The organism is Cognatishimia sp. WU-CL00825 (genome assembly GCF_040364665.1).
Taxonomy (GTDB): Bacteria; Pseudomonadota; Alphaproteobacteria; order Rhodobacterales; family Rhodobacteraceae; genus Cognatishimia.
Map to the genome: position 1 here is coordinate 140,423 of NZ_BAABWX010000003.1, position 19,115 is coordinate 159,537.

General features: G+C 56.6%; 18 protein-coding genes. 10 read left to right on the forward strand and 8 right to left on the reverse strand.

The features are described from left to right. Positions 1 to 95 precede the first annotated feature (95 nt). From leuS to holA, 3 genes are read left to right on the forward strand one after another with little or no spacing between them, the layout of a single operon-like run. On the forward strand, positions 96 to 2,666 hold the full coding sequence (gene leuS, locus ABXG94_RS12840; protein WP_353534728.1) for a leucine--tRNA ligase: 2,571 nt from the start codon (positions 96 to 98) through the stop codon (positions 2,664 to 2,666). After that, positions 2,653 to 3,150 carry an LPS assembly lipoprotein LptE gene (lptE, locus tag ABXG94_RS12845; RefSeq protein ID WP_353534729.1) on the forward strand — a complete coding sequence of 166 codons (498 nt, stop codon included), beginning with the start codon at positions 2,653 to 2,655 and terminating at the stop codon, positions 3,148 to 3,150. The genes leuS and lptE overlap by 14 nt, the downstream gene beginning before the upstream one ends. Further along, positions 3,147 to 4,172, forward strand: coding sequence for a DNA polymerase III subunit delta (holA, locus tag ABXG94_RS12850; protein ID WP_353534730.1), 1,026 nt, complete (start codon positions 3,147 to 3,149; stop codon positions 4,170 to 4,172). Before lptE ends, holA begins: the two co-directional genes overlap by 4 nt. A gap of 62 nt (positions 4,173 to 4,234) precedes the next feature. Here holA and ABXG94_RS12855 read toward each other — a convergent pair whose 3' ends face one another. Continuing rightward, positions 4,235 to 4,663 carry a GFA family protein gene (locus ABXG94_RS12855; RefSeq protein ID WP_353534732.1) on the reverse strand — a complete coding sequence of 143 codons (429 nt, stop codon included), beginning with the start codon at positions 4,661 to 4,663 and terminating at the stop codon, positions 4,235 to 4,237. 174 nt (positions 4,664 to 4,837) lie between these two features. Between ABXG94_RS12855 and ABXG94_RS12860 the strand changes: the two genes are divergently transcribed. Continuing rightward, the gene (locus ABXG94_RS12860; RefSeq protein ID WP_353534733.1) at positions 4,838 to 5,755 is read left to right on the forward strand and encodes a glutathione S-transferase family protein; all 918 of its coding nucleotides are present in this window, start codon (positions 4,838 to 4,840) and stop codon (positions 5,753 to 5,755) included. Here ABXG94_RS12860 and ABXG94_RS12865 read toward each other — a convergent pair. The 4 genes from ABXG94_RS12865 to ABXG94_RS12880 form a co-directional block, all read right to left on the reverse strand. After that, the gene (locus ABXG94_RS12865) at positions 5,752 to 6,912 is read right to left on the reverse strand and encodes a TIGR03862 family flavoprotein (RefSeq protein WP_353534734.1); all 1,161 of its coding nucleotides are present in this window, start codon (positions 6,910 to 6,912) and stop codon (positions 5,752 to 5,754) included. The genes ABXG94_RS12860 and ABXG94_RS12865 overlap by 4 nt on opposite strands. A gap of 7 nt (positions 6,913 to 6,919) precedes the next feature. Further along, the gene (locus tag ABXG94_RS12870; protein ID WP_353534735.1) at positions 6,920 to 8,239 is read right to left on the reverse strand and encodes a mechanosensitive ion channel family protein; all 1,320 of its coding nucleotides are present in this window, start codon (positions 8,237 to 8,239) and stop codon (positions 6,920 to 6,922) included. A gap of 122 nt (positions 8,240 to 8,361) precedes the next feature. Further along, a complete protein-coding gene (locus ABXG94_RS12875) occupies positions 8,362 to 8,973 on the reverse strand; it encodes an enoyl-CoA hydratase/isomerase family protein (protein WP_353534737.1) in 612 nt (203 codons plus the stop codon). Next, the gene (locus tag ABXG94_RS12880; protein ID WP_353534739.1) at positions 8,970 to 9,722 is read right to left on the reverse strand and encodes an SDR family oxidoreductase; all 753 of its coding nucleotides are present in this window, start codon (positions 9,720 to 9,722) and stop codon (positions 8,970 to 8,972) included. The genes ABXG94_RS12875 and ABXG94_RS12880 overlap by 4 nt, the downstream gene beginning before the upstream one ends. A 119-nt stretch (positions 9,723 to 9,841) precedes the next feature. Here ABXG94_RS12880 and ABXG94_RS12885 point away from each other — a divergent pair, with 119 nt between their 5' ends. From ABXG94_RS12885 to ABXG94_RS12895, 3 genes are all read left to right on the forward strand, one after another. Beyond that, positions 9,842 to 11,350 (forward strand): DUF2125 domain-containing protein, encoded by a 1,509-nt coding sequence (locus tag ABXG94_RS12885; RefSeq protein WP_353534741.1) that lies wholly within the window; start codon positions 9,842 to 9,844, stop codon positions 11,348 to 11,350. A gap of 121 nt (positions 11,351 to 11,471) precedes the next feature. Beyond that, entirely contained in the window at positions 11,472 to 12,818 is a 1,347-nt protein-coding gene (locus ABXG94_RS12890) for a TldD/PmbA family protein (RefSeq protein WP_353534743.1), read from the forward strand. Next, on the forward strand, positions 12,805 to 13,575 hold the full coding sequence (locus ABXG94_RS12895) for a 3'(2'),5'-bisphosphate nucleotidase CysQ (RefSeq protein ID WP_353534744.1): 771 nt from the start codon (positions 12,805 to 12,807) through the stop codon (positions 13,573 to 13,575). The genes ABXG94_RS12890 and ABXG94_RS12895 overlap by 14 nt, the downstream gene beginning before the upstream one ends. 8 nt (positions 13,576 to 13,583) lie before the next feature. On the opposite strand, the gene ABXG94_RS12900 is transcribed toward ABXG94_RS12895, so the two are convergent. Next, positions 13,584 to 14,321: a glutamine amidotransferase gene (locus ABXG94_RS12900; protein WP_353534745.1), complete on the reverse strand. Its 738-nt coding sequence runs from the start codon at positions 14,319 to 14,321 to the stop codon at positions 13,584 to 13,586. A 116-nt stretch (positions 14,322 to 14,437) separates the two neighbouring features. Between ABXG94_RS12900 and ABXG94_RS12905 the strand changes: the two genes are divergently transcribed. Continuing rightward, positions 14,438 to 15,724 (forward strand): 3-deoxy-D-manno-octulosonic acid transferase, encoded by a 1,287-nt coding sequence (locus ABXG94_RS12905; RefSeq protein ID WP_353534746.1) that lies wholly within the window; start codon positions 14,438 to 14,440, stop codon positions 15,722 to 15,724. Then, a complete protein-coding gene (gene lpxK / locus ABXG94_RS12910) occupies positions 15,724 to 16,731 on the forward strand; it encodes a tetraacyldisaccharide 4'-kinase (protein WP_353534747.1) in 1,008 nt (335 codons plus the stop codon). The genes ABXG94_RS12905 and lpxK overlap by 1 nt, the downstream gene beginning before the upstream one ends. Positions 16,732 to 16,799: 68 nt before the next feature. Here lpxK and ABXG94_RS12915 read toward each other — a convergent pair whose 3' ends face one another. Together ABXG94_RS12915 and ABXG94_RS12920 are read right to left on the reverse strand one after the other, a co-directional pair. Further along, a complete protein-coding gene (locus ABXG94_RS12915) occupies positions 16,800 to 17,456 on the reverse strand; it encodes a DsbA family protein (protein WP_353534749.1) in 657 nt (218 codons plus the stop codon). Between the two features lie 14 nt (positions 17,457 to 17,470). After that, on the reverse strand, positions 17,471 to 17,971 hold the full coding sequence (locus ABXG94_RS12920; protein ID WP_353534750.1) for a DUF721 domain-containing protein: 501 nt from the start codon (positions 17,969 to 17,971) through the stop codon (positions 17,471 to 17,473). A 144-nt stretch (positions 17,972 to 18,115) separates the two neighbouring features. Between ABXG94_RS12920 and ABXG94_RS12925 the strand changes: the two genes are divergently transcribed. Continuing rightward, the gene (locus tag ABXG94_RS12925) at positions 18,116 to 19,105 is read left to right on the forward strand and encodes an A/G-specific adenine glycosylase (RefSeq protein ID WP_502901706.1); all 990 of its coding nucleotides are present in this window, start codon (positions 18,116 to 18,118) and stop codon (positions 19,103 to 19,105) included. Positions 19,106 to 19,115 lie beyond the last annotated feature (10 nt).

Sequence of the window (19,115 nt, forward strand, 5' to 3'; positions counted from 1 at the left end):
TCATGGCACTGGACCATGTCGCCACAGCGGCCTATCACCTTTCGCGACTGTCGCCTTTGATTGGGCGAAATTAGGAATTGAAAGGGTTTTCCCGCATGACGCGCTATACCCCCGCGGAAATCGAAGCAAAGTGGCAAGCGGCCTGGGATAAGGCTGATACGTTTAAGGCTGTTCGCGATGTGAACAAGCCCAAGTATTATGTGCTGGAGATGTTCCCTTATCCGTCGGGTAAGCTGCACATGGGCCATGTGCGCAACTACACGATGGGCGATGTGATCGCGCGTTATAAGATGAGCACGGGCCACAATGTTTTGCACCCAATGGGGTTTGACGCCTTTGGTATGCCAGCCGAAAACGCAGCGATGGCGTCGGGCGGTCACCCAAAGGATTGGACCTATTCCAACATCGACACGATGGTCGAGCAAATGAAACCGCTGGGCCTGTCGCTGGACTGGTCACGGATGTTTGCCACATGTGACGTGGAATACTATGGCCAGCAGCAGGCGCTGTTCTTGGATATGCTGGACAAAGACCTCGTGTACCGCAAAAACGCCGTGGTGAACTGGGATCCGGTTGATATGACCGTTCTGGCCAACGAGCAGGTCGAAGGTGGCCGCGGCTGGCGTTCGGGGGCGCTGGTGGAACGGCGCGAATTGACGCAATGGTTCTTTAAGATCTCGGACATGTCCGAAGAATTGCTTGCGTCCTTGGATGATCTGGACAACTGGCCTGCCAAAGTGCGGCTGATGCAGGAAAACTGGATCGGCAAGTCGCGAGGTTTGCAGTTTGGCTTTGATCGGGTGGATGGCGAAGCGGCCATCGAGGTGTACACAACCCGCCCCGATACGCTGATGGGTGCGTCTTTTGTGGGGATCTCGCCGGATCACCCGATTGCCAAAAAGCTGGAAGCCGAAAATGCGGATGTGGCGGCGTTTGTGGCTGAATGCCGCAAAGGTGGCACAACTGAAGAAGCCATTGAGACCGCGCCAAAGCTGGGCTTTGACACCGGAATTAAGGTCAAGCACCCGCTGAACCCAGATTGGGAACTGCCGGTTTGGATCGCGAATTTTATCCTGATGGATTACGGCACTGGCGCGGTGTTTGCCTGCCCAGCGCATGACGAACGCGATTTTGAATTCGCCACCAAATACGAATTGCCGATTGTACCGGTGTTTGAAGCGGTGAGCGGCGAAGCGGCCAAGGGCGCTTATGTGCCGGGCAAGACCGACAGGGTGCGCTATGTCAAAGGCTTTGGCATTGATGGCGAGACCACTGGCGAAGAGGCGGTAGATGCGGCTGTGGATGCGGCTGAACAGGCGGGCTGGGGTCAGGGCGTGACCAAGTATCGTCTGCGCGATTGGGGCCTAAGCCGCCAACGTTATTGGGGTTGCCCAATCCCAGTTGTGCATTGTGATGCCTGCGGCGTGGTGCCTGAAAAGAAAGAAAACCTGCCGATCGAACTGCCTTATGACGAAGGCGGCAAGCCGATTGATTTCTCGGTTCCCGGCAATCCGCTGGATCGCCACCCAAGCTGGCGCGATTGCGCTTGCCCGTCTTGTGGCAAACCTGCGCAGCGCGAAACTGATACCATGGATACCTTTGTCGATTCCTCTTGGTATTTCGCGCGCTTCACAGCACCGCGTGCAGATACGCCAACCGATATGGCAGATGCGGAATACTGGATGAACGTTGACCAGTATATCGGCGGCATTGAACACGCGATTTTGCATCTGCTCTATTCGCGCTTCTTTGCGCGGGCGATGAACATCACGGGTCATTTGCCAGAGAAAAGCAAAGAGCCGTTTGACGCGCTGTTCACCCAAGGCATGGTGACCCACGCGATTTACAAAAACGCCGAGCGCACCGATGACAATGGCCGGGCTGTATACCACTACCCGAACGAAGTCGAAGAACGCGATGGCGAGACGGTTGTCAAAGAAACCGGTGAAAAGATCAAAGTGATCCCATCGGCGAAAATGTCGAAATCCAAAAACAACGTGGTGGATCCTCTGGCGATTATTTCCGCCTATGGCGCTGACACGGCGCGTTGGTTTGTGTTGTCTGACAGCCCTCCGGAACGGGATGTGGAATGGACAGCATCCGGTGCCGAGGCGGCGCATAAACACCTGAACCGCGTTTGGAACCTGTGTGACAAGATAGCCGCGATGGACCCTGATGCGCAGGGCAAAGGCGACGAAGATCTGCGGCGTGAAATGCACAAGGCGATCCGGGATGTCACGCTGGGGGTTGAAAGCTTTGGCTTTAACGCAGCCATTGCCAAGCTTTATGGCTTTACCGCTACCCTGACGAAATCCAAAGCCGGGGCCGCTGCGCAAAAGCAGGCGATCATGACCCTGGCACAGCTGATGTCACCAATGACACCGCATCTGGCCGAAGATATCTGGGCGCACCAAGGCGGTGCGGGCCTGATTGTGGACGCCCCCTGGCCGGTGGCTGATGCGGCGATGCTGGTTGAGGCCTCGGTGACTTTGCCGATCCAAATCAACGGCAAACGCCGCGCGGAAATCAGCGTGCCAGCAGATATGAGCAAACAAGAGGTTGAAAAACTGGTTCTGGCAAACGAAGCTGTTGTTCGAGTGTTGGATGGGGCCCAACCCAAGAAATTGATCGTTGTCCCCGGTCGGATTGTGAATGTCGTCGTTTAAGCGCCGTAGTATTTTGATGATGGCCGCCGGCCCGCTTTTGCTGGCGGGCTGCGGCTTTACCCCTGTCTATGGTCCAAACGGGTCGGGCCATCGCCTGCACGGCCAGATTGCAGTGGATGCCCCCGAAGACAGCGATGGGTTCGAACTGGTGCGCCAGCTGGAATATCGCCTGGGGCAACCGGGTCTGCCGCGCTATGGGCTGTCGCTGGGATTGATCACCACCGAAGAAGGTGTGGCGCTGACCTCTGACAACCGCACAACCCGGCGCGAGGTCATCGGCACCGCCACCTATGCGCTGCGTGATCTGGACAGCAAAGCCGTGGTGATCAGCGGCAAAGTGGACAGCTTCACTGGCTACTCTACAACTGGGTCTACGGTGTCAGAACTGGCGGCGGCACGGGATGCGCGCCGACGGTTGATGGTGATTCTGGCAGATCTTATCACCAACCGTCTTTTGGCGCGCGCCGGCGACCTGCCCGCATGAAACTGGCGACCCGCGACGCCAACCGGTATTTCAGCAAACCGGATCCCAGCCGCACGGGTTTGTTGATATATGGGCCCGATGCCATGCGTGTGGCGCTGAAACGCCAAGAGGTGATCACAGCACTCATTGGTCCTCAGGGCGAAGAGGAAATGCGTCTGACCCGCATTCCGGCGGCATCTTTGCGCAAAGACCCCGCCCAACTGATCGACGCCATCAAAGCCGTCAGTTTCTTTCCGGGCCCGCGCGTGGCCTTTGTCGAAGACGCAAATGACACCGCTGCCCCGGCGATATTGGCCGCCCTTGAAGACTGGCAACAAGAGGACGCGCAAATCATTGTCACCGCGGGTCAGCTCAAAGCCAGCTCCAAAATTCGCAAGGCCTTTGAAAGCCATGCCAACGCCTATGCCACCGCGATCTATAATGATCCGCCCAGCCGCGATGAAATCGAGGCCGATCTGGCCAAGGCTGGCCTTCGCAATATCGATCGCGAGGCGATGACGGATCTGAGCAACCTGGCCCGCGAGCTGGACCCCGGTGATTTCAGACAGACCATCGAAAAACTTGCCCTGTATAAATACCAAGACGACAGTCCGGCCACCTCAGAAGACGTAATCGCCTGTGCGCCCACCTCTACCGAGGCCGCTCTGGATGATGTGTTAAATATTGTGGCCGAAGGACGGGCGCAGGAAATCGGCCCGGTGATGGCAAAACTTCAGGCCCAGGGCACGCAGCCGGTGGGGCTGTGTATTGGGGCCACCCGGCATTTTCGCGCGCTGTATACGGCGGCTTCTGATCCCGGCGGCGCAGCACAGGGCATTTCCCGCATGCGCCCGCCGATCTTTGGTCCCAGACGCGACCGTATGTTGCGCCAGGCCCAGGGCTGGGGCGCAGCAAAACTGGAACAAGCTCTGACCATCCTGACCGATACTGATCTGCAACTGCGCAGCGCCGGTCAAACCGCCCCCGCCATGGCCTTGGTCGAACGCGCCTTTCTCAGGCTCTCAATGCTGGCAAAACGCTAAAAAGGCCGCGCAACACCTCCTCTTCATCTTTCTAAAAATACTCAAAAATCAAACCTCTAAAATCAGTCTTTCGGGGCAAACATCGCGATGACTTCGGCTTCGGTCATTGTGTGGTGATCGCCTTTAAAGGCAAAGCCATCGGGTTTCTTATCAATATAGATTTCACTGGTCATGGGGATGCCATTTGGGTTGTCCAGCGTGCCAAAGCCAAAGTGATGATCGTCATGATAGGGACCTGACGCGGTCACCCGGTAAAACAGCACGCTGCCACATCGGTTACAAAAACACCGCTCTGCCCAGTCAGAGCTTTTAAAGCGCCCAATGTGCTTTTGCCCGTCCAGCGTCACCTCTTCGGCCTTGCATTTGACCGACATAAACACACCGCCGCTCCAGCGACGGCACATATCGCAATGACACGCGCCGGTCTCTTTGGGCTTATCTTTCAGCGTATAACGCACCGCACCACACAGGCAGGCCCCGGTTACAGACATAACACATTCCTTTTGTTTGAGGTCGATGTTCCCTATCTAGCCTAGGCCAGTGCCAGTTTCTGTCAGCACGCGCATTGCCCTTCACACAAATGCGCAGCTGCTGTTCGCTGGGCCACAAGACACACAGGCACAAATTGGCTAGCCTGTGGTGCATCAACACAGGAGCGCGACAGTATGGGCGTTATGGTTCAAGGCCACTATCACAGCGAAGATCCCGGACCAGAAACCTCTGCCGGCGGCGCGTATCAACGGGAAACAACAACCATCCGCAATTGGATAGCCAACAACGGTGCTTTCCCGCCCGCATCGGGACGCTATCATCTTTATGCCGCCTGGAGCTGCCCCTGGGCGCACCGGGCCTTGTTGGCGCGCGTCATTCTGGGCTTGCAGGACGACATCGGTGTGAGCTTTGCCGCCCCGCGCCGCACCGATCAAGGATGGGTCTTTGCGCCCGAGGGACGCTTTGCAGATCCCTTGAACGGCATTGCCGCCATTCACGAATTATATGCCCGACAAAAACCTGCCTTTACCGGGCGTCTGACTGTGCCCGTTTTGTGGGATAAGGACAGCCAACAAATCGTTTCAAATGAAAGCGCTGATATCATACGCATGTTAGGGGTCTTCCCAGGGGTGCCCGATCTTTATCCAGCTCAGCATCAAGCAGAGATCGATCAATGGAACACGCTGATTTACAAAAACTTGAACAACGGCGTCTATCGTGCCGGGTTTGCCCGCAGCCAAGAGGCTTATGAAACGGGTGTCACCCAGGTGTTTGAAACACTCGATCACCTAGAAGCGCATTTGGCACATCGCGATTGGATCGTGTCCGACCAGATGACAGAGGTCGACCTGCGGTTATTTCCAACGCTGGCGCGGTTTGATGTGGCCTATGTAGGGGCGTTCAAATGCAATATCCACCGTCTGGTTGATTACCCAAATCTATGGGCCTATGCGCGGCGTATCTATGCGATGCCGGGCGTGGCAAGCACTGTTGATTTTGACATCATCAAAGGCGGATATTATTCCCCCTCTGCGCTGCGCAACCCGCTGGGAATTGTCCCGGTAGGGCCTAAGGTTAACTGGCAGCTTTAGCTTTGATCCAAAAAGGCAGCCGCCCCCTGCCCGGCCCAGCGGCCGGTTGCCAGACAGGCGGTCAATAAATAGCCGCCGGTTGGGGCCTCCCAATCCAGCATCTCGCCTGCAGCAAATACCCCGGGCTGATCACGGATCATAAGGGTTTGGTCCAGCGCATCAAACCGCAATCCACCCGCCGTCGAGATTGCCAGATCCATTGGTTGCGGCCCCAAATGCTGGAGCGGCAAAGCTTTGATCAAAGGGGCAAGATCGTCGGGCAAAGGCCGTCCAAACTCCATCAACAGCGCCTGTTTCACCGGGTCAAGTTTGGCGGCTTTGCGCAGGAAATTTGACAGGCTTGCCTTGCCGCGCGGGCGCGCCAAGCGACGGCGCAGTTCTGGCAAGGACAGGTCTGGCAACAGATCAATCAACAAGCCTGCGCCATCACGCATGGCACGCGACACCATATAGATCCCGCCGCCCTCCAGTCCCGCGCGCGACACCACGCATTCTCCGCGACTGTGCAGCCCCCCGGCACTGAGCGCCACGCCTTTGAGCGGGCTGCCAAAATGCTTGGCCATATGCGGGGACCAATCCACCAGAAACCCCATATTGGCGGGTTGAAAGGGCGCAACCGGCGCGTCAGCGTATTTTGCCCATTCCCCATCAGAGCCCAACCTGGCCCAGCTTGCGCCGCCGCAAGCCAACACACAGACATCTGGCGTCAGGGAGCGCGTGCCTTCTGGGGTGTCAAACTGAAATCCATCAGAGCGGCCAATCCAACGCATCCGCGTTTGAATCTCTACGCTTTGCGCCGCCAATCTGGTCAGCCAGGCCCGCAACAGCGGTGAGGCTTTCATCGCCCTGGGAAACACGCGGCCGGTAGATCCGGTAAACACCTCTTGGCCCAGACCCTGCGCCCAGTCCTGCACCTGCTGGGGCCCAAATTGCGAGAGCATCGGGCGCAGCATTGGCGCGGCCTCTGCATAAGCGGCCAGAAAGGCGTCAAACCCTTCGGACTTTGTGAGATTCAGGCCGGATTTACCCGCCATCAACAGCTTGCGCCCAACGCTTGGCTTGGCCTCGGCTACCACCACGCGATGGCCCTTGGCCGAGAGCACATCTGCGGCCATCAGCCCTGCGGGCCCAGCCCCAATGATCAACGCGGTTTTCATGCGGAATTCACCCAGATTTCGTTGTCAATTCGCCACGCAGTTCAACTGTGCGATGCGGATAGGGGATTTCAATATTGTGCTCTTTCAACGCGTTCCAAATGGCAAACAACACCTTGGGCGTGAATTTGTTTTTGCCGTCGTCAATGCCGTTCACCCAGAATTCCAGCGCAAAATCGATGCCAGAGTCGCCAAAGCCGCGCAACTCGCAATCGGGGCCATCGGGGTCTTGCAGCACAAAATCAAGCTTGGCTACAGCCGCCTCGATAATATCCGGCACCAAGTTGATATCGGTGTCATAGCTAACTGAAAACGGGGCCTCATAACGGTTGGCAGAGCCGCTGTCTGAATAGTTCACCACGCGGGTGGTGATGAAATCTTCGTTGGGCACCACAATCCAGCGGCCATCAAAGGTTTCAAGGATTGCCGCGCGGGCGGTCATTTTCACAATTGTACCCGCTTCGCCGCCATCCAGCTCTACGTAATCACCCACGGTGGCCTGACCTTCCAACAACAAGATCACACCCGAGATAAAGTTAGACGCGATCTTTTGCAGACCAAAGCCAAGCCCCACACCAATCGCACCGCCCAACACCGCCAGCGAGGTCAGCGATATGCCCATGATGTTCATAAGCAACAAAAAGGCGATGCCAAAAATCACGATCTCTGCGGCTTTGGTGGCCAATTCGCGCATGGCCGGACGCATTTCTTTTTGGCTTTGGATCAGCGCGGTTGATTGCGCATTTGACCAGCGGCCCAGCCAAAAGATGGCCCCACCAACGATGGCAAAGCGCACCAGAAACAACAGCGAAAAACTAAGATTGCCCAGCGGAATAACCGTGGCATCCAGTTTGGCCATGGTCGGGGCCAACAAACCCAGCGCGTGGATCAAGGCAACTGGCAGCAACAGATACTTGCCCAAGACCTTCAAAAAGCTGTCTTGCACCACGTCTTTGACCAGAATGCGCACCGCCAAAAACAAGATCAACCGATTGCCAAAAGCGATCACAGCCCCAGACCCAAAGACACTGCGGGTGATATTCTCGCCGACGCCTGTCAGCCCATAGGCCAGCAAAGGCAACAGCAACGGGACAAATTGCAGAATAAACCGCCGGGCCTTGGCCAGCAGACCCTGTTGATCTTCGGCTGGCGTTAAAAGTTTTGTCAGAATAGGGCGCAGCCGGCGGGTCACCCAAAGCGCCACCAGAAACGCCGCTACCAAAAGCGCAAATTGCGACCATGCGGCTGGGCTTAACAGCCAGCCTTTGGCGATCTCCCAGCCTTGCTGCCCATAGGCCAGCGCCTGTTGCATTATTTCGGACTGCTCCATGCCCACCCTCTTACACTGAACGACTGCTCTCCCTCATGCCCGCCGCAGGCGCAAAGGTCCACTTTGTTCTTGATCTAAATACCCTGGGGGTCTGGGGGTGAAACCCCCAGGCAACAACAGCTTTAACGGCACATGGCATTGATCGCAGTCGCGATCTCTGACCGGGCCGACAGAGTATCTGCACCCAATGACAGCGCTGTTTGCATCAGGTCTTCGGGGGCCACAATCCGGTCGACCAGCCCAAATGTCAGCGCCTCTTGGGCCGATATTTTCTGCCCGGCCATCAGTATCAGTTTTGTCCGAGCGGGGCCGACCAAGGCCCCTAGACGTTTGGGATCTGAAGGCTGCGGTAAAAACCCGTGTTTCATAACTGGATAAAACACTTTGGCGGTTGGCACGGCAATGCGCAGATCACAGGCCAGCGCCATGCCCATGGCCCCGCCTGCCAGAGTGCCATTTAGGGCCGCAATGGTAAGACCGGGCAGCTCTGCGATGGCGACGGATAAGCGCTCCCAAAGCGGGCTGGTGGCAAGGCCGGCGCGGGCCGCGTCCAGATCCGCGCCGGCCGAAAACACTTTGCCAGAGCCTGTCAGGATGAACAGACGCACCTCGGTGGCAGCTTCGGCGATCTCTGCCAGTTCGCTCAACATGGCTTCGGTCAAAGAATTTGCTTTTTCAGGGCGATCAAGCGTGACCACCCAAACGCCGTCTTCTGGTTTGCTCAGGGCAATCATACCAGGCCTGCCATTTTCTGAATGGCTTCATCGCGCAGGGACACTTGACCGCCCAAATAGGGGTCTGCGCCGGGGCCACACATCCACAAAAGCGCCTTGGCGGGCCAGTCTGCCGGAATGTGGTCTTCCCAGTTCAATTGGCTGACTGGGTTCATCTCGCTGACCTTGATGTCGCGCTGCATTTGGGTGGCAACCGTGCCCGGCGACAGGCTGATCGCGCGAATGCCTTTGGCGCGTGCTTCGACATCCACCGATTTTGTCAGCATCAATGCGCCGGCTTTTGAGGCGCAATAGGCGCTCCAACCTTCGTAGGGTTTTTCAGAGGCCCCAGAGCCGATGGTTAGTATTGTACCGCCACCGTTTTCAATCATAGCTGGAAGGGCGGCGCGCATGCCGTTGAACACGCCCTTAAGATTGACGTCAATCACATGCGCCCAATCGTCAGGATCAACAGTCGACAAATGCGAGATTGGTTTCAAGATACCCGCGTTGTTGATCAGCACGTCCAGGCCGCCAAAGGCCTGCATGCAGGCATCAACCGCTTTTTGCACTTCCCAATAACGGCTGACATCGCAGGGAATCGCCATGGCTTTGTTGCCCAGTTCGCTTGTCAGTTCCGCAATCGCCTCGTGATCGCGCGCAACCAAAGCCACATTGGCCCCAGCCTCGGCGAAAACCCGCACGCAAGCTGCTCCGATCCCGCGGCTCGCACCGGTGATGAGAACAGTTTTTCCCTGCATATTTGTCATAAGCACCCCAAAAACCTGTGTTTGAAACCTTGGTAAAGACAGGAATTGCTCGGGTCTACCCTTGACCCGCCGTACCGCAGCACCGAAATTACTTTAGAATTTATTTGGAAGGGTTTGTTATGACACGTTGGACTCAATTTGCAGGGACCACGGCATTGGGCTGCGTTTTTTGGGCTTCGGCGGCAAGCGCTGATGTCACAGCACAGGATGTCTGGAGCGATTGGCGCAGCTATCTTACCGATTATGGATATCAAGTGACCGCGACGGAAACCACATCTGGTGACACGCTGACCGTTGCTGATTTGAAGCTGGCCATGGAGATACCGGAAAACGAAGGTCGGGTCATGATGCAGATCCCCGCCTTGACTCTGACCAATCAAGGCAATGGCACAGTTCTGGTGCAGGTCCCCGAGATCGCGCACGTCTTGCTGGATATCGAAACCGAGGACGATGAGGACTTCGAAGCCAGTGTTTCTGTGGATCTGAGCACGGCGCAATATGTTGCGTCAGGCGAACCGAATAATATGGTTTTTGATTATCAAGCAACCTCTGCGGATATCACATTGGAAAAGCTGGTGGTTGATGAAGAGGTGATGGGGAACATCAGCTTTAGCCTGAACCTTGGCGACATCAGCGGCAATACCGCGATGAAAAAATCCGATATGCGCGATATTTCACAAGAAATTCGCGCGGAAACACTGAGCTATGATTTACGCGTTGTTGTGCCCGACGAAGAGGGCAGCCTGGTTGTCACAGGCAGCAGCGAAGATATCGTGTTTGATGGCACAAGCCTTTTGCCGCTTGTGATGGATACGGAGAACCCGGCGAATTTCTTCAAAGGCGGTGCTAACTTTGCAGGGAAATTCAGTCAGGGTGCCTCAAAAACAGAGGTCACCGGCTCGGATGATGGAAAGCCTTTTAGCGCACAGATCGCATCTGCGTCTGGCGAAGTCGAAATTGGGCTGACAGAGGGTGCATTGCGCTATGACGGCGGGGGCAAAGGCTTGACCGTCAATATTGCAGGGGCTGATATCCCCTTCCCCCTGTCGTTTGAAATGCAGGAGGTTGGCTATAAATTGATGATGCCGCTTTTGGCCAAGGCTGATGCGCAAGACTTTGGACTGGGCATCAACCTGGGTGGGCTGGCTGTGCCTGATGTGTTGTGGAACCTGTTTGATCCGGCCAATGTATTGCCGCGTGATCCTGCAACCCTACGGTTTGACGTGACCGGCAAGACCACATTGATGACAGACCTAGTGGACCCTGAAATTGAACAGGCAGATGAGTTTCCGGGTGAATTGAACGCTTTGACCCTGAGCGATCTGCAAGTGTCGGTTGCCGGAGCTGATCTGACCGGATCAGGTGACTTTACCTTTGACAACAGCGACATGGAAAGCTTTGACGGCTTGCCACGTCCACTGGGGGCGGCGGCGTTCCGTTTGATGGGCGGCAACGGGTTGTTGGATAAGCTGATCCAGATGGGTTTTGTCGCAGAACAAGATGCGATGGGTGCGCGGATGATGATGGGCTTGTTTGCCACTGCTGGACCAGCCGAAGACGAGCTGAATTCACGGATCGAAGTGAACGAGCAAGGGCATGTTTTGGCCAATGGGCAGCGTATCAAATAAGCGCTTAGAAGACTGATGTTTGGGCTGCCTTGCTGTAAGTTGGGTGGCCCAATTTTTTGCGTGGGCTTGCTTTGTAAGAGGCTGCAGACTACGTGAAGAGCAAGAAATCCGCGGAGGCAGGATGAGCAAAACTTTGGATGACTTGGCGCAGCGACTTTTGAAGGCGGCGCAATTGGCTGGCGCAGATGCCGCTGACGCGATGGCGGTACAGGGCACTTCGGTGTCTATAGACGTGCGTGCCGGCAAACTAGAAAACGCAGAACGTTCCGAAGGAACAGATATCGGCTTGCGGGTTTTCGTTGGCCAAAGACAAGCGAATGTGTCGGCCTCTGACACCCGCGACGAAACCTTGACCACCATGGCCGAACGCGCAGTAGCGATGGCCAAGGAAGCCCCCGAAGACCCACATATCGGCTTGGCTGACCCCGGCCAGTTGGTAAAATCCTGGGATCTTGATGCGCTGGAACTGTGTGATCCAGCCCCCGAACCTGCACCGGAAGCGTTACAGCGCGATGCGGCAGAAGCAGAAGCCGCCGCACTTTCTGTTGCCGGCATTTCACAGGTTCAGTCTGCTTCTGCGGGCTATGGGGCCACACAGGTGCATTTGGCCGCGAGCAATGGGTTTTCCGGCGGATATGCCCGCACAGATCGAGGGACCTCTTGCGTGGCCATTGCTGGCACGGGTGCCGAAATGGAGCGAGATTACGATGGCGATGGCCGGATCTTTCAGTCTGATTTGCGCGCCGCACGCGATATTGGCCGCAGCGCCGCGGAACGGGCTTTGGCGCGCCAGAATGCCAAGCAGCCGCCAACCGGTACGTTTCCGGTATTGTTTGACGAGCGCATTTCCAGTTCTTTGATCGGGCATCTGTTGGGCGCCGCCAACGGGGCCTCGGTGGCGCGCGGATCAAGCTGGTTGCTGGACGCCTTGGGCCAAGAGGTATTGCCCAAGCATCTGTCAATTATCGAAGACCCGTATCGCGCGCGCGTGTCGGGGTCTCGGCCCTTTGACGCCGAAGGTCTGGCGACCCAAAAGCGCGCGATTGTGCAGGATGGTGTGTTGACCGGATGGACGCTTGATTTGGCAAATGGGCGCAAGTTGGGCATGGACAGCACCGCCAATGCGGCGCGTGGTGTCGGCGGCCCTCCTTCGCCGAGCATCTGGAATATTGCCCTGACCCAAGGAGATCAAAGCCGCGCGGCGCTGATCAAAGATATGGGAACCGGCCTGATCGTGACCTCTATGATGGGATCCACGATCAATCCCAATACTGGCGATTATTCACGCGGGGCATCGGGGCTATGGGTAGAGAATGGCGAAATCACCCATGCGGTGAACGAATGCACGATCGCGGGCAATCTGCGTGACATGCTGCGGCGGATCATTCCGGCAAACGACGCCCGCGCACATCTGAGCCGCGTGGTGCCGTCCCTGTTGATCGAGGATATGATCCTTGCCGGGAGCTGACCTGACGCTCTTGATAGAGGCGGCCAAAGAGGCTGGGCGTATTGCCACCAAATTCAGTGGGCCAACTGCGCAGGTTTGGGACAAGCCAGACGGCGCTGGCCCGGTCACCGAAGCTGATTTGGCGGTGAACAAGATGTTGGAAGCGGAGCTGCTGACGGCACGGCCTGACTATGGTTGGTTGTCAGAAGAAAGCGCCCACAACGACGCGCGCCAGGACGCGGACCGGGTTTTTATCATTGATCCCATTGACGGCACCCGCAGCTTTATCGCCGGGGCACCGACCTGGGCGCATTCATTGGCGATTGCCAGGCAAGGCAAGGTCACGGCGGCGGTTGTCTATTTGCCCATGTGTGACAAGCTGTATTGTGCAGAGGCTGGGCGGGGCGCGTTTTTGAACGATGGCGCGTTGACGGTTGGGTCACGCGCGGACCTGAGCGGCGCGGATGTTTTGGCCGCGCGCCCGGCAATGGAGGCCAAGAACTGGAAATCACTTCCCGAGATTTCACGGCATCATCGCCCCTCGCTCGCCTATCGTTTGTCGTTGGTTGCTGAGGGGCGTTATGACGCCATGCTGACACTGCGCAAAACTTGGGAATGGGATATTGCAGCGGGGGATTTGATCTTGCGCGAGGCTGGGGCCAGCACGTCAGACAAGTTTGGCAGACCGTTGATTTTCAATAATCCCGACCCACGCCTGCGCGGTATGGTGGCGGCCAATGGGGCCTTACATGGCCAGATTCTGGACGCACTGATCTAGGTGGCTGCCTAACCGCGATACAGGTCGACAAAATTTCTGAGAATGCGTTCCGGTGCAAACACATTTGCGGCTTCACACATTTTGATCAGGGCCTCGGCATCTTCGGGTGCGAAATAACCCTTGTGTTTGTAAACATTGATCCGCACCTCAAAGCCCGCGGCGTCAGCTTCGGGGTGAAATTGCGTGGCATACACATTCTGGCCAAACTTAACCATTTGAAACGGGCAAGTTGGCGCGCTGACCAGATGGGTGCAGCCTTTGGGCAGTTGCTGCATGGCTTCTTTGTGACCGACAAAGGCTTGGAACTGATCCGGCAGGCCCTGTAGAACCGGGTCGATCTTGCCAGCCTCGGTCAGCTGACAATCTGCGGTACCAGGTCTTTCGGCATAGTTATCTTTGTTCACAACCCGGCCCAAATGGTGACCCAGAACCCCGATGCCATAGCAACAGCCCATAAATGGAAAATCCTGCTGAGTGATACGCGGCAACAGGGCCAGAATGGCGTTCTCGATTTTGGTTTCAACCGCTGACTTGTTTTCGGGCGCATCACTGACGCAGCCCGGACCACCGCCCACAATAATGCCAGAATAGCTTTCAAGATCCAGATCCTGCGGCAGGTCTTGCGCATTTAACTGAATGCGGTGGGTCTCTTCGAGGGCAAGGCCCGACTTGTCCAAAATCGCCTGAAATTCATTGTCGCTCACCTCTGGTTCGGGGCGCAATTGCAAGATCAAAAAAGGCTTCATCGGTTTCTTTCCCACCTAGATTATGCCTTTGGTTGCCCGATCGCTGCGCTCAGGTCAACTGTTGCGAAAAACGACGTCGCGGCGCACCCTTGTAGAGGCTTCGTTAAAGGCTTAATTTGCAGCAACGCCCGCGTGCGTCCAATGCCAAAGCTTGGCCCGAACCGACTGAATTATTTGACAAAATGGCCTCTTCGCTTTCCCTGACCGCCTATTTGGCCTTTGCACGGCGCGAACCTTTGAGCGCGCCAATCCAACGAGAGCCAAGACCTGCGGGCACTGTGATCTGGTTGCATTGCGCAGACCCGGCGCGTGCCACAGCCATGGCGCAGCTTGGTTTGCGTTTGGCGGCGCAGCGCGGCGGCAATCATCAAGTGGTTCTGAGCTTGTCTCCTGGACGTTTTCAAAGCAACCCCATGCCTGATGGAGTGATTTTGGTGCAGGCTCCTTCGGAAAACCCTGCTGACATTCTTTCGTTTTTGGCCCATTGGCGCCCAGATGTGGGCCTGTGGATTGGCCCCTGGGTGCGCCCGGCGCTGATTTTCGAAGCGCAGCGCCGCAAGATTCCGTTGTTTTTGATTGATGCCGATGAGCTTGGGTTGGAAAACAAGCGTTGGCGGTGGTTGCCGGATTCTCTGAACGCCACTTTGCCAATGTTCACCCAGATATTTGCCCGCAATGCCGCCAGTGGATTTCGTCTGCGTAAGGCGGTTGGCAACGACACGGTTGTTGAGGACAGTGGCCCCTTGTTAGAGGACAGCCCGGCCTTGAGCTGCAATGAAAGCGATCTGGATGAGCTGAGCGAATGTCTTAAGACCAGGCCCGTTTGGTTGGCTGCGCGGGTGCATCCAGATGAGGTCAATTTGTTGCTGAATGCCCATCGCAACACCAGTCGTTTATCGCCGCGTCTGTTGCTGATTCTTGTGCCGGATGATCCAGCAAATTTGGCCGCATTGCGGGACAAATGTCAGGACGAGGGTTGGCGACTGGGGTGTTGGGATGACGGGGATCTGCCAGAGGAAAAAACCCAGATCTTACTGGCGGAAAACCCGCAGGAGCTGGGCTTGTTTTACCGCATCGCACCGATCACCTTTTTGGGCAGTTCCTTGGTTGCTGGCCAGGGGGGGCGTAATCCGCTAGAGCCCGCCGCTTTGGGCTCTGCCATATTATATGGGCCCGGTGTGCGCCGTCATCTGGATGCCTATACGCGGCTTGCCAAATCTGGGGCCGCGCGGATTGTAAAAGACACCAACACCCTGTCTGCCGCATTGGCGCAACTGATGGCACCTGACAAAGTCGCCCAGATGGTTCACGCTGGATGGGAGACTGTGTCTGAAGGGGCATTGGTCGTGGACCGGATTGTCGACCAGGTGAGCGACGCCTTGGACAAAAAGGGAGAGCGGTAGTGCGCGCGCCATTGTTTTGGAATACGTCGGTCGACAAGCCGACTTGGCAAGCCCGCGTCTTGTCTCCGATTGGCAAGCTTTATGGGCGGGCCACGCAAAGACGTCTGGCGCGCGCCACGCCCTTTGCCGCGGATGTGCCGGTGATCTGTATCGGCAACTTGAATGCGGGTGGCACTGGGAAGACCCCCACAGCAATGGCGCTGCTGATGCATTTGCAAGCCAAAGGGCTGGTGCCACATGTTGTGTCGCGGGGCTATGGCGGGACGCTAAACGGACCAATGCTGGTTCAAGAGCGCAGCCACAGTGCCCAAGATGTTGGCGACGAACCATTGTTGCTGGCGGCTTTTGCCCCAACATGGGTTGCCAAGGATCGCGCGGCTGGGGCGCGCGCGGCCCAAAAGGCCGGGGCTGATGTTATTTTGCTAGATGATGGGTTTCAGAACCCCAGCCTGCACAAGGATATGTCGATTGTTGTGGTCGATGCCCAGCGTGGGTTCGGAAACGGGCGCTGCATTCCAGCAGGGCCGTTACGTGAGCCAGTCGAGCAGGGACTGGCGCGGGCAGATATATTGCTGTCGATCGGCGCGGAAAAGGCGCAGGATATGTTTGCCCAGAACTGGGCCAATAAGATTTCTGTGCCGCATGTCATCGGACAAGTTACGCCGCTAGAAACCGGTATGGACTGGACAGGCACGCCGTTCCTTGCGTTTGCAGGCATTGGGTATCCCGAAAAGTTCTTCAGCACATTGCGCGGGCTGGGCGCAACTTTGCTGCAAACCCATGCGCTGGATGACCATCAACCACTTTCTGCAAGTCTGTTGGCAAGGCTGGATACCGATGCCCGGCGTTTGGGCGCGCAACTGGTGACCACTGAAAAAGACGCGGTGCGGTTGCCCGCCGCCTATCGGCAATCTGTTCTGACCCTGCCGGTGCGTCTGAACATCGCGGATTGGTCGGCGCTTGATACGGCATTGCACCAAATCTTGCCGCAACCAGATCATTCATAGACCGCAGATCAGAACACAAAAGGCCCGCTCTGTTGAACGGGCCTTGGGGATTGTCAGAATTGGTTTTCTTAAAGCATGCCGTTCAAAAGGTCTTTGAGTTCGCTGTAGCTCATATTGCTGTATTTGCTGCCGTTGATCACAAAAGACGGGGTGCCCGTGACTTCGTCAGCCGCAGCGTTGTTTTGATACCAAGCCACCAAAGCTTCGGCGTTTTCCTGATCGTTCAGGCATGATTGCAGGGCCTCGTCACCCAGACCAGCCAAACGGCCAATTTTGCGGATCGCGTCGGCAATTGCCACCGGATCACCGGCGCCGGACCAATGCGCCTGATCTTTGAACAGCAGATCAGTGATGCCAAAGAACCGCTCTTGGCCACCGCAACGGGCGATCATCGAAGCCCAAAGGCCAAAACGGTCAAAATAGACTTCTCGGAAGACAAATTTGACTTTGCCGGTATCGATGAAATCCGCCTTGAGTTTTGGATAGGTGCTGGCATGGAAATTGGCGCAATGCGGACAGGTGAAAGAGGCGTATTCAATCATGGTGATTGGGGCGCTCGCCTCGCCTAGAATCATATCGGGGATACCTGTGGTATCAACATCCGAAGCCTGGGGCGTGGCAACCGAGGTTTGCACCGGCGCTGTTGGTCCGCTTTTGCTAAAGTAATAGATACCGCCTGCAATGGCGACCACGGCCGCGAGGGCGATTGGAATAATACGGTTCATTGCGGAAAGTGTCCTCAGGTTTTTGTTTTTGATAGAACGTTATTGGCCAGCAGTTCAAGCGCTTGTCTAAGACCCTCGTCTTTAACTGGGGCAGCCATCTGATTGGCCTCTTTTTGCACTGCTGGGTTTACAGGTTTGGGGGCCTTTTTGGGCGCGGGTTGAAACTGTGCCTGACCTTCTGCGAACCCGATTGGTGCTGTCTGGGTGATGCGCAGCCGTTCAATGGCGTTATATCCATAGGCGGCATTTACCTTGGTGCGCAGCTGTTCTTTTTGCATTTCCAAAATCGGCGCATGGGCACCGGTGGTTAGAACGGTCAAGGTCGCCCCAAAGCCTTTGCGGCCATATTTCACGTCGACTGGCTTGCAAATAGCGGCGGTTTCTTCGCCAACAATTTCGGGCCAATGGGTCAACACGCGGGTCACGGCAAAACCTCGGGTCTCGCCTGCTTTGCGAATCTTATCACGCAGCAAAGACGAGGTGCGTTGGAACCCTTTGTAGGACCTTCTGCGCATGGGGACTTGCATCCTTTCGTTTGGCGTTATCTTAGTGCCTTAAACTGCTGTGACCAGCGAGACATGATGTCGAGGATATAACACTTGTGTGATGAGCCGAAAGCCGCTGAATTACTGGAATGGTACGATAGACATGCGCGTAAAATGCCCTGGCGCGTCGGGCCGGCTGATCGCGCGGCGGGCATATTACCTGATCCTTATCGGATCTGGATGTCGGAAATCATGTTGCAACAGACCACTGTTGCCGCCGTCAAAGCGTATTTTCTGAAATTCACCGCGCGTTGGCCCACGGTGGTCGATCTGGCCGCAGCCAAGGATGACGATGTCATGGCGGCCTGGGCCGGGCTTGGCTATTATGCGCGGGCGCGGAATTTGCTGAAATGTGCCCGTGTGGTGGCTCAAGCCCACGGTGGCGTGTTTCCTAACACTCTAGAAGGCTTGCTGAACCTGCCCGGTGTCGGGCCTTATACGGCCGCCGCAGTGTCGTCGATTGCTTTTGATCAAAAGGCCACGGTTGTGGATGGCAATGTCGAGCGGGTGATGGCGCGGATCTATGACATTCACACGCCTTTGCCGACGGCCAAGCCGGAATTGACTGAAAAAGCTGCCGCCCTGACACCCGATCTGCGCCCCGGTGATTATGCGCAGGCTGTGATGGATTTGGGGGCAACGATCTGCACACCTAAGAATCCGGCCTGTGGTATATGCCCTTGGCGTGACAATTGCCGGGCGCGGCGCGAGGGCACGGCCGCCCTGCTGCCCAAAAAGACCCCCAAAAAGCCCAAACCCATTCGGCTGGGAACGGTCTATATCGCGCGGCGCGTAGATGGGGCTTATTTGCTGGAACGCCGCCCGGACAAGGGGCTGTTGGGGGGCATGCTGGGATGGCCCGGATCTGACTGGGTTGAAGGCTTGGTTGCCGATCACGACGCACCTATTCGCGCAGAATGGAAAGACGTTGCAGGTGAGGCCCGCCACACGTTCACGCATTTTCATCTGCGCCTGAACATCAAAACCGCGCTGGTGCCAATGGACCGCACCCCCAATCAAGGGCAGTTTATTCCAATATCGGAATTTGACCGCTCTGATTTGCCAACGGCCATGCGCAAAGCCTTTGACCTGGCGTTAAGCTAAGCGATCATTG

Coding starts and splice junctions, on each gene's coding strand:
- leuS (WP_353534728.1), top strand. CDS start 96: ATGACGCGCTATACCCCCGCGGAAATCGAAGCAAAGTGGCAAGCGGCC.
- lptE (WP_353534729.1), top strand. CDS start 2,653: ATGTCGTCGTTTAAGCGCCGTAGTATTTTGATGATGGCCGCCGGCCCG.
- holA (WP_353534730.1), top strand. CDS start 3,147: ATGAAACTGGCGACCCGCGACGCCAACCGGTATTTCAGCAAACCGGAT.
- ABXG94_RS12855 (WP_353534732.1), bottom strand. CDS start 4,663: ATGTCTGTAACCGGGGCCTGCCTGTGTGGTGCGGTGCGTTATACGCTG.
- ABXG94_RS12860 (WP_353534733.1), top strand. CDS start 4,838: ATGGGCGTTATGGTTCAAGGCCACTATCACAGCGAAGATCCCGGACCA.
- ABXG94_RS12865 (WP_353534734.1), bottom strand. CDS start 6,912: ATGAAAACCGCGTTGATCATTGGGGCTGGGCCCGCAGGGCTGATGGCC.
- ABXG94_RS12870 (WP_353534735.1), bottom strand. CDS start 8,239: ATGGAGCAGTCCGAAATAATGCAACAGGCGCTGGCCTATGGGCAGCAA.
- ABXG94_RS12875 (WP_353534737.1), bottom strand. CDS start 8,973: ATGATTGCCCTGAGCAAACCAGAAGACGGCGTTTGGGTGGTCACGCTT.
- ABXG94_RS12880 (WP_353534739.1), bottom strand. CDS start 9,722: ATGACAAATATGCAGGGAAAAACTGTTCTCATCACCGGTGCGAGCCGC.
- ABXG94_RS12885 (WP_353534741.1), top strand. CDS start 9,842: ATGACACGTTGGACTCAATTTGCAGGGACCACGGCATTGGGCTGCGTT.
- ABXG94_RS12890 (WP_353534743.1), top strand. CDS start 11,472: ATGAGCAAAACTTTGGATGACTTGGCGCAGCGACTTTTGAAGGCGGCG.
- ABXG94_RS12900 (WP_353534745.1), bottom strand. CDS start 14,321: ATGAAGCCTTTTTTGATCTTGCAATTGCGCCCCGAACCAGAGGTGAGC.
- ABXG94_RS12915 (WP_353534749.1), bottom strand. CDS start 17,456: ATGAACCGTATTATTCCAATCGCCCTCGCGGCCGTGGTCGCCATTGCA.
- ABXG94_RS12920 (WP_353534750.1), bottom strand. CDS start 17,971: ATGCGCAGAAGGTCCTACAAAGGGTTCCAACGCACCTCGTCTTTGCTG.
- ABXG94_RS12925 (WP_502901706.1), top strand. CDS start 18,116: ATGCCCTGGCGCGTCGGGCCGGCTGATCGCGCGGCGGGCATATTACCT.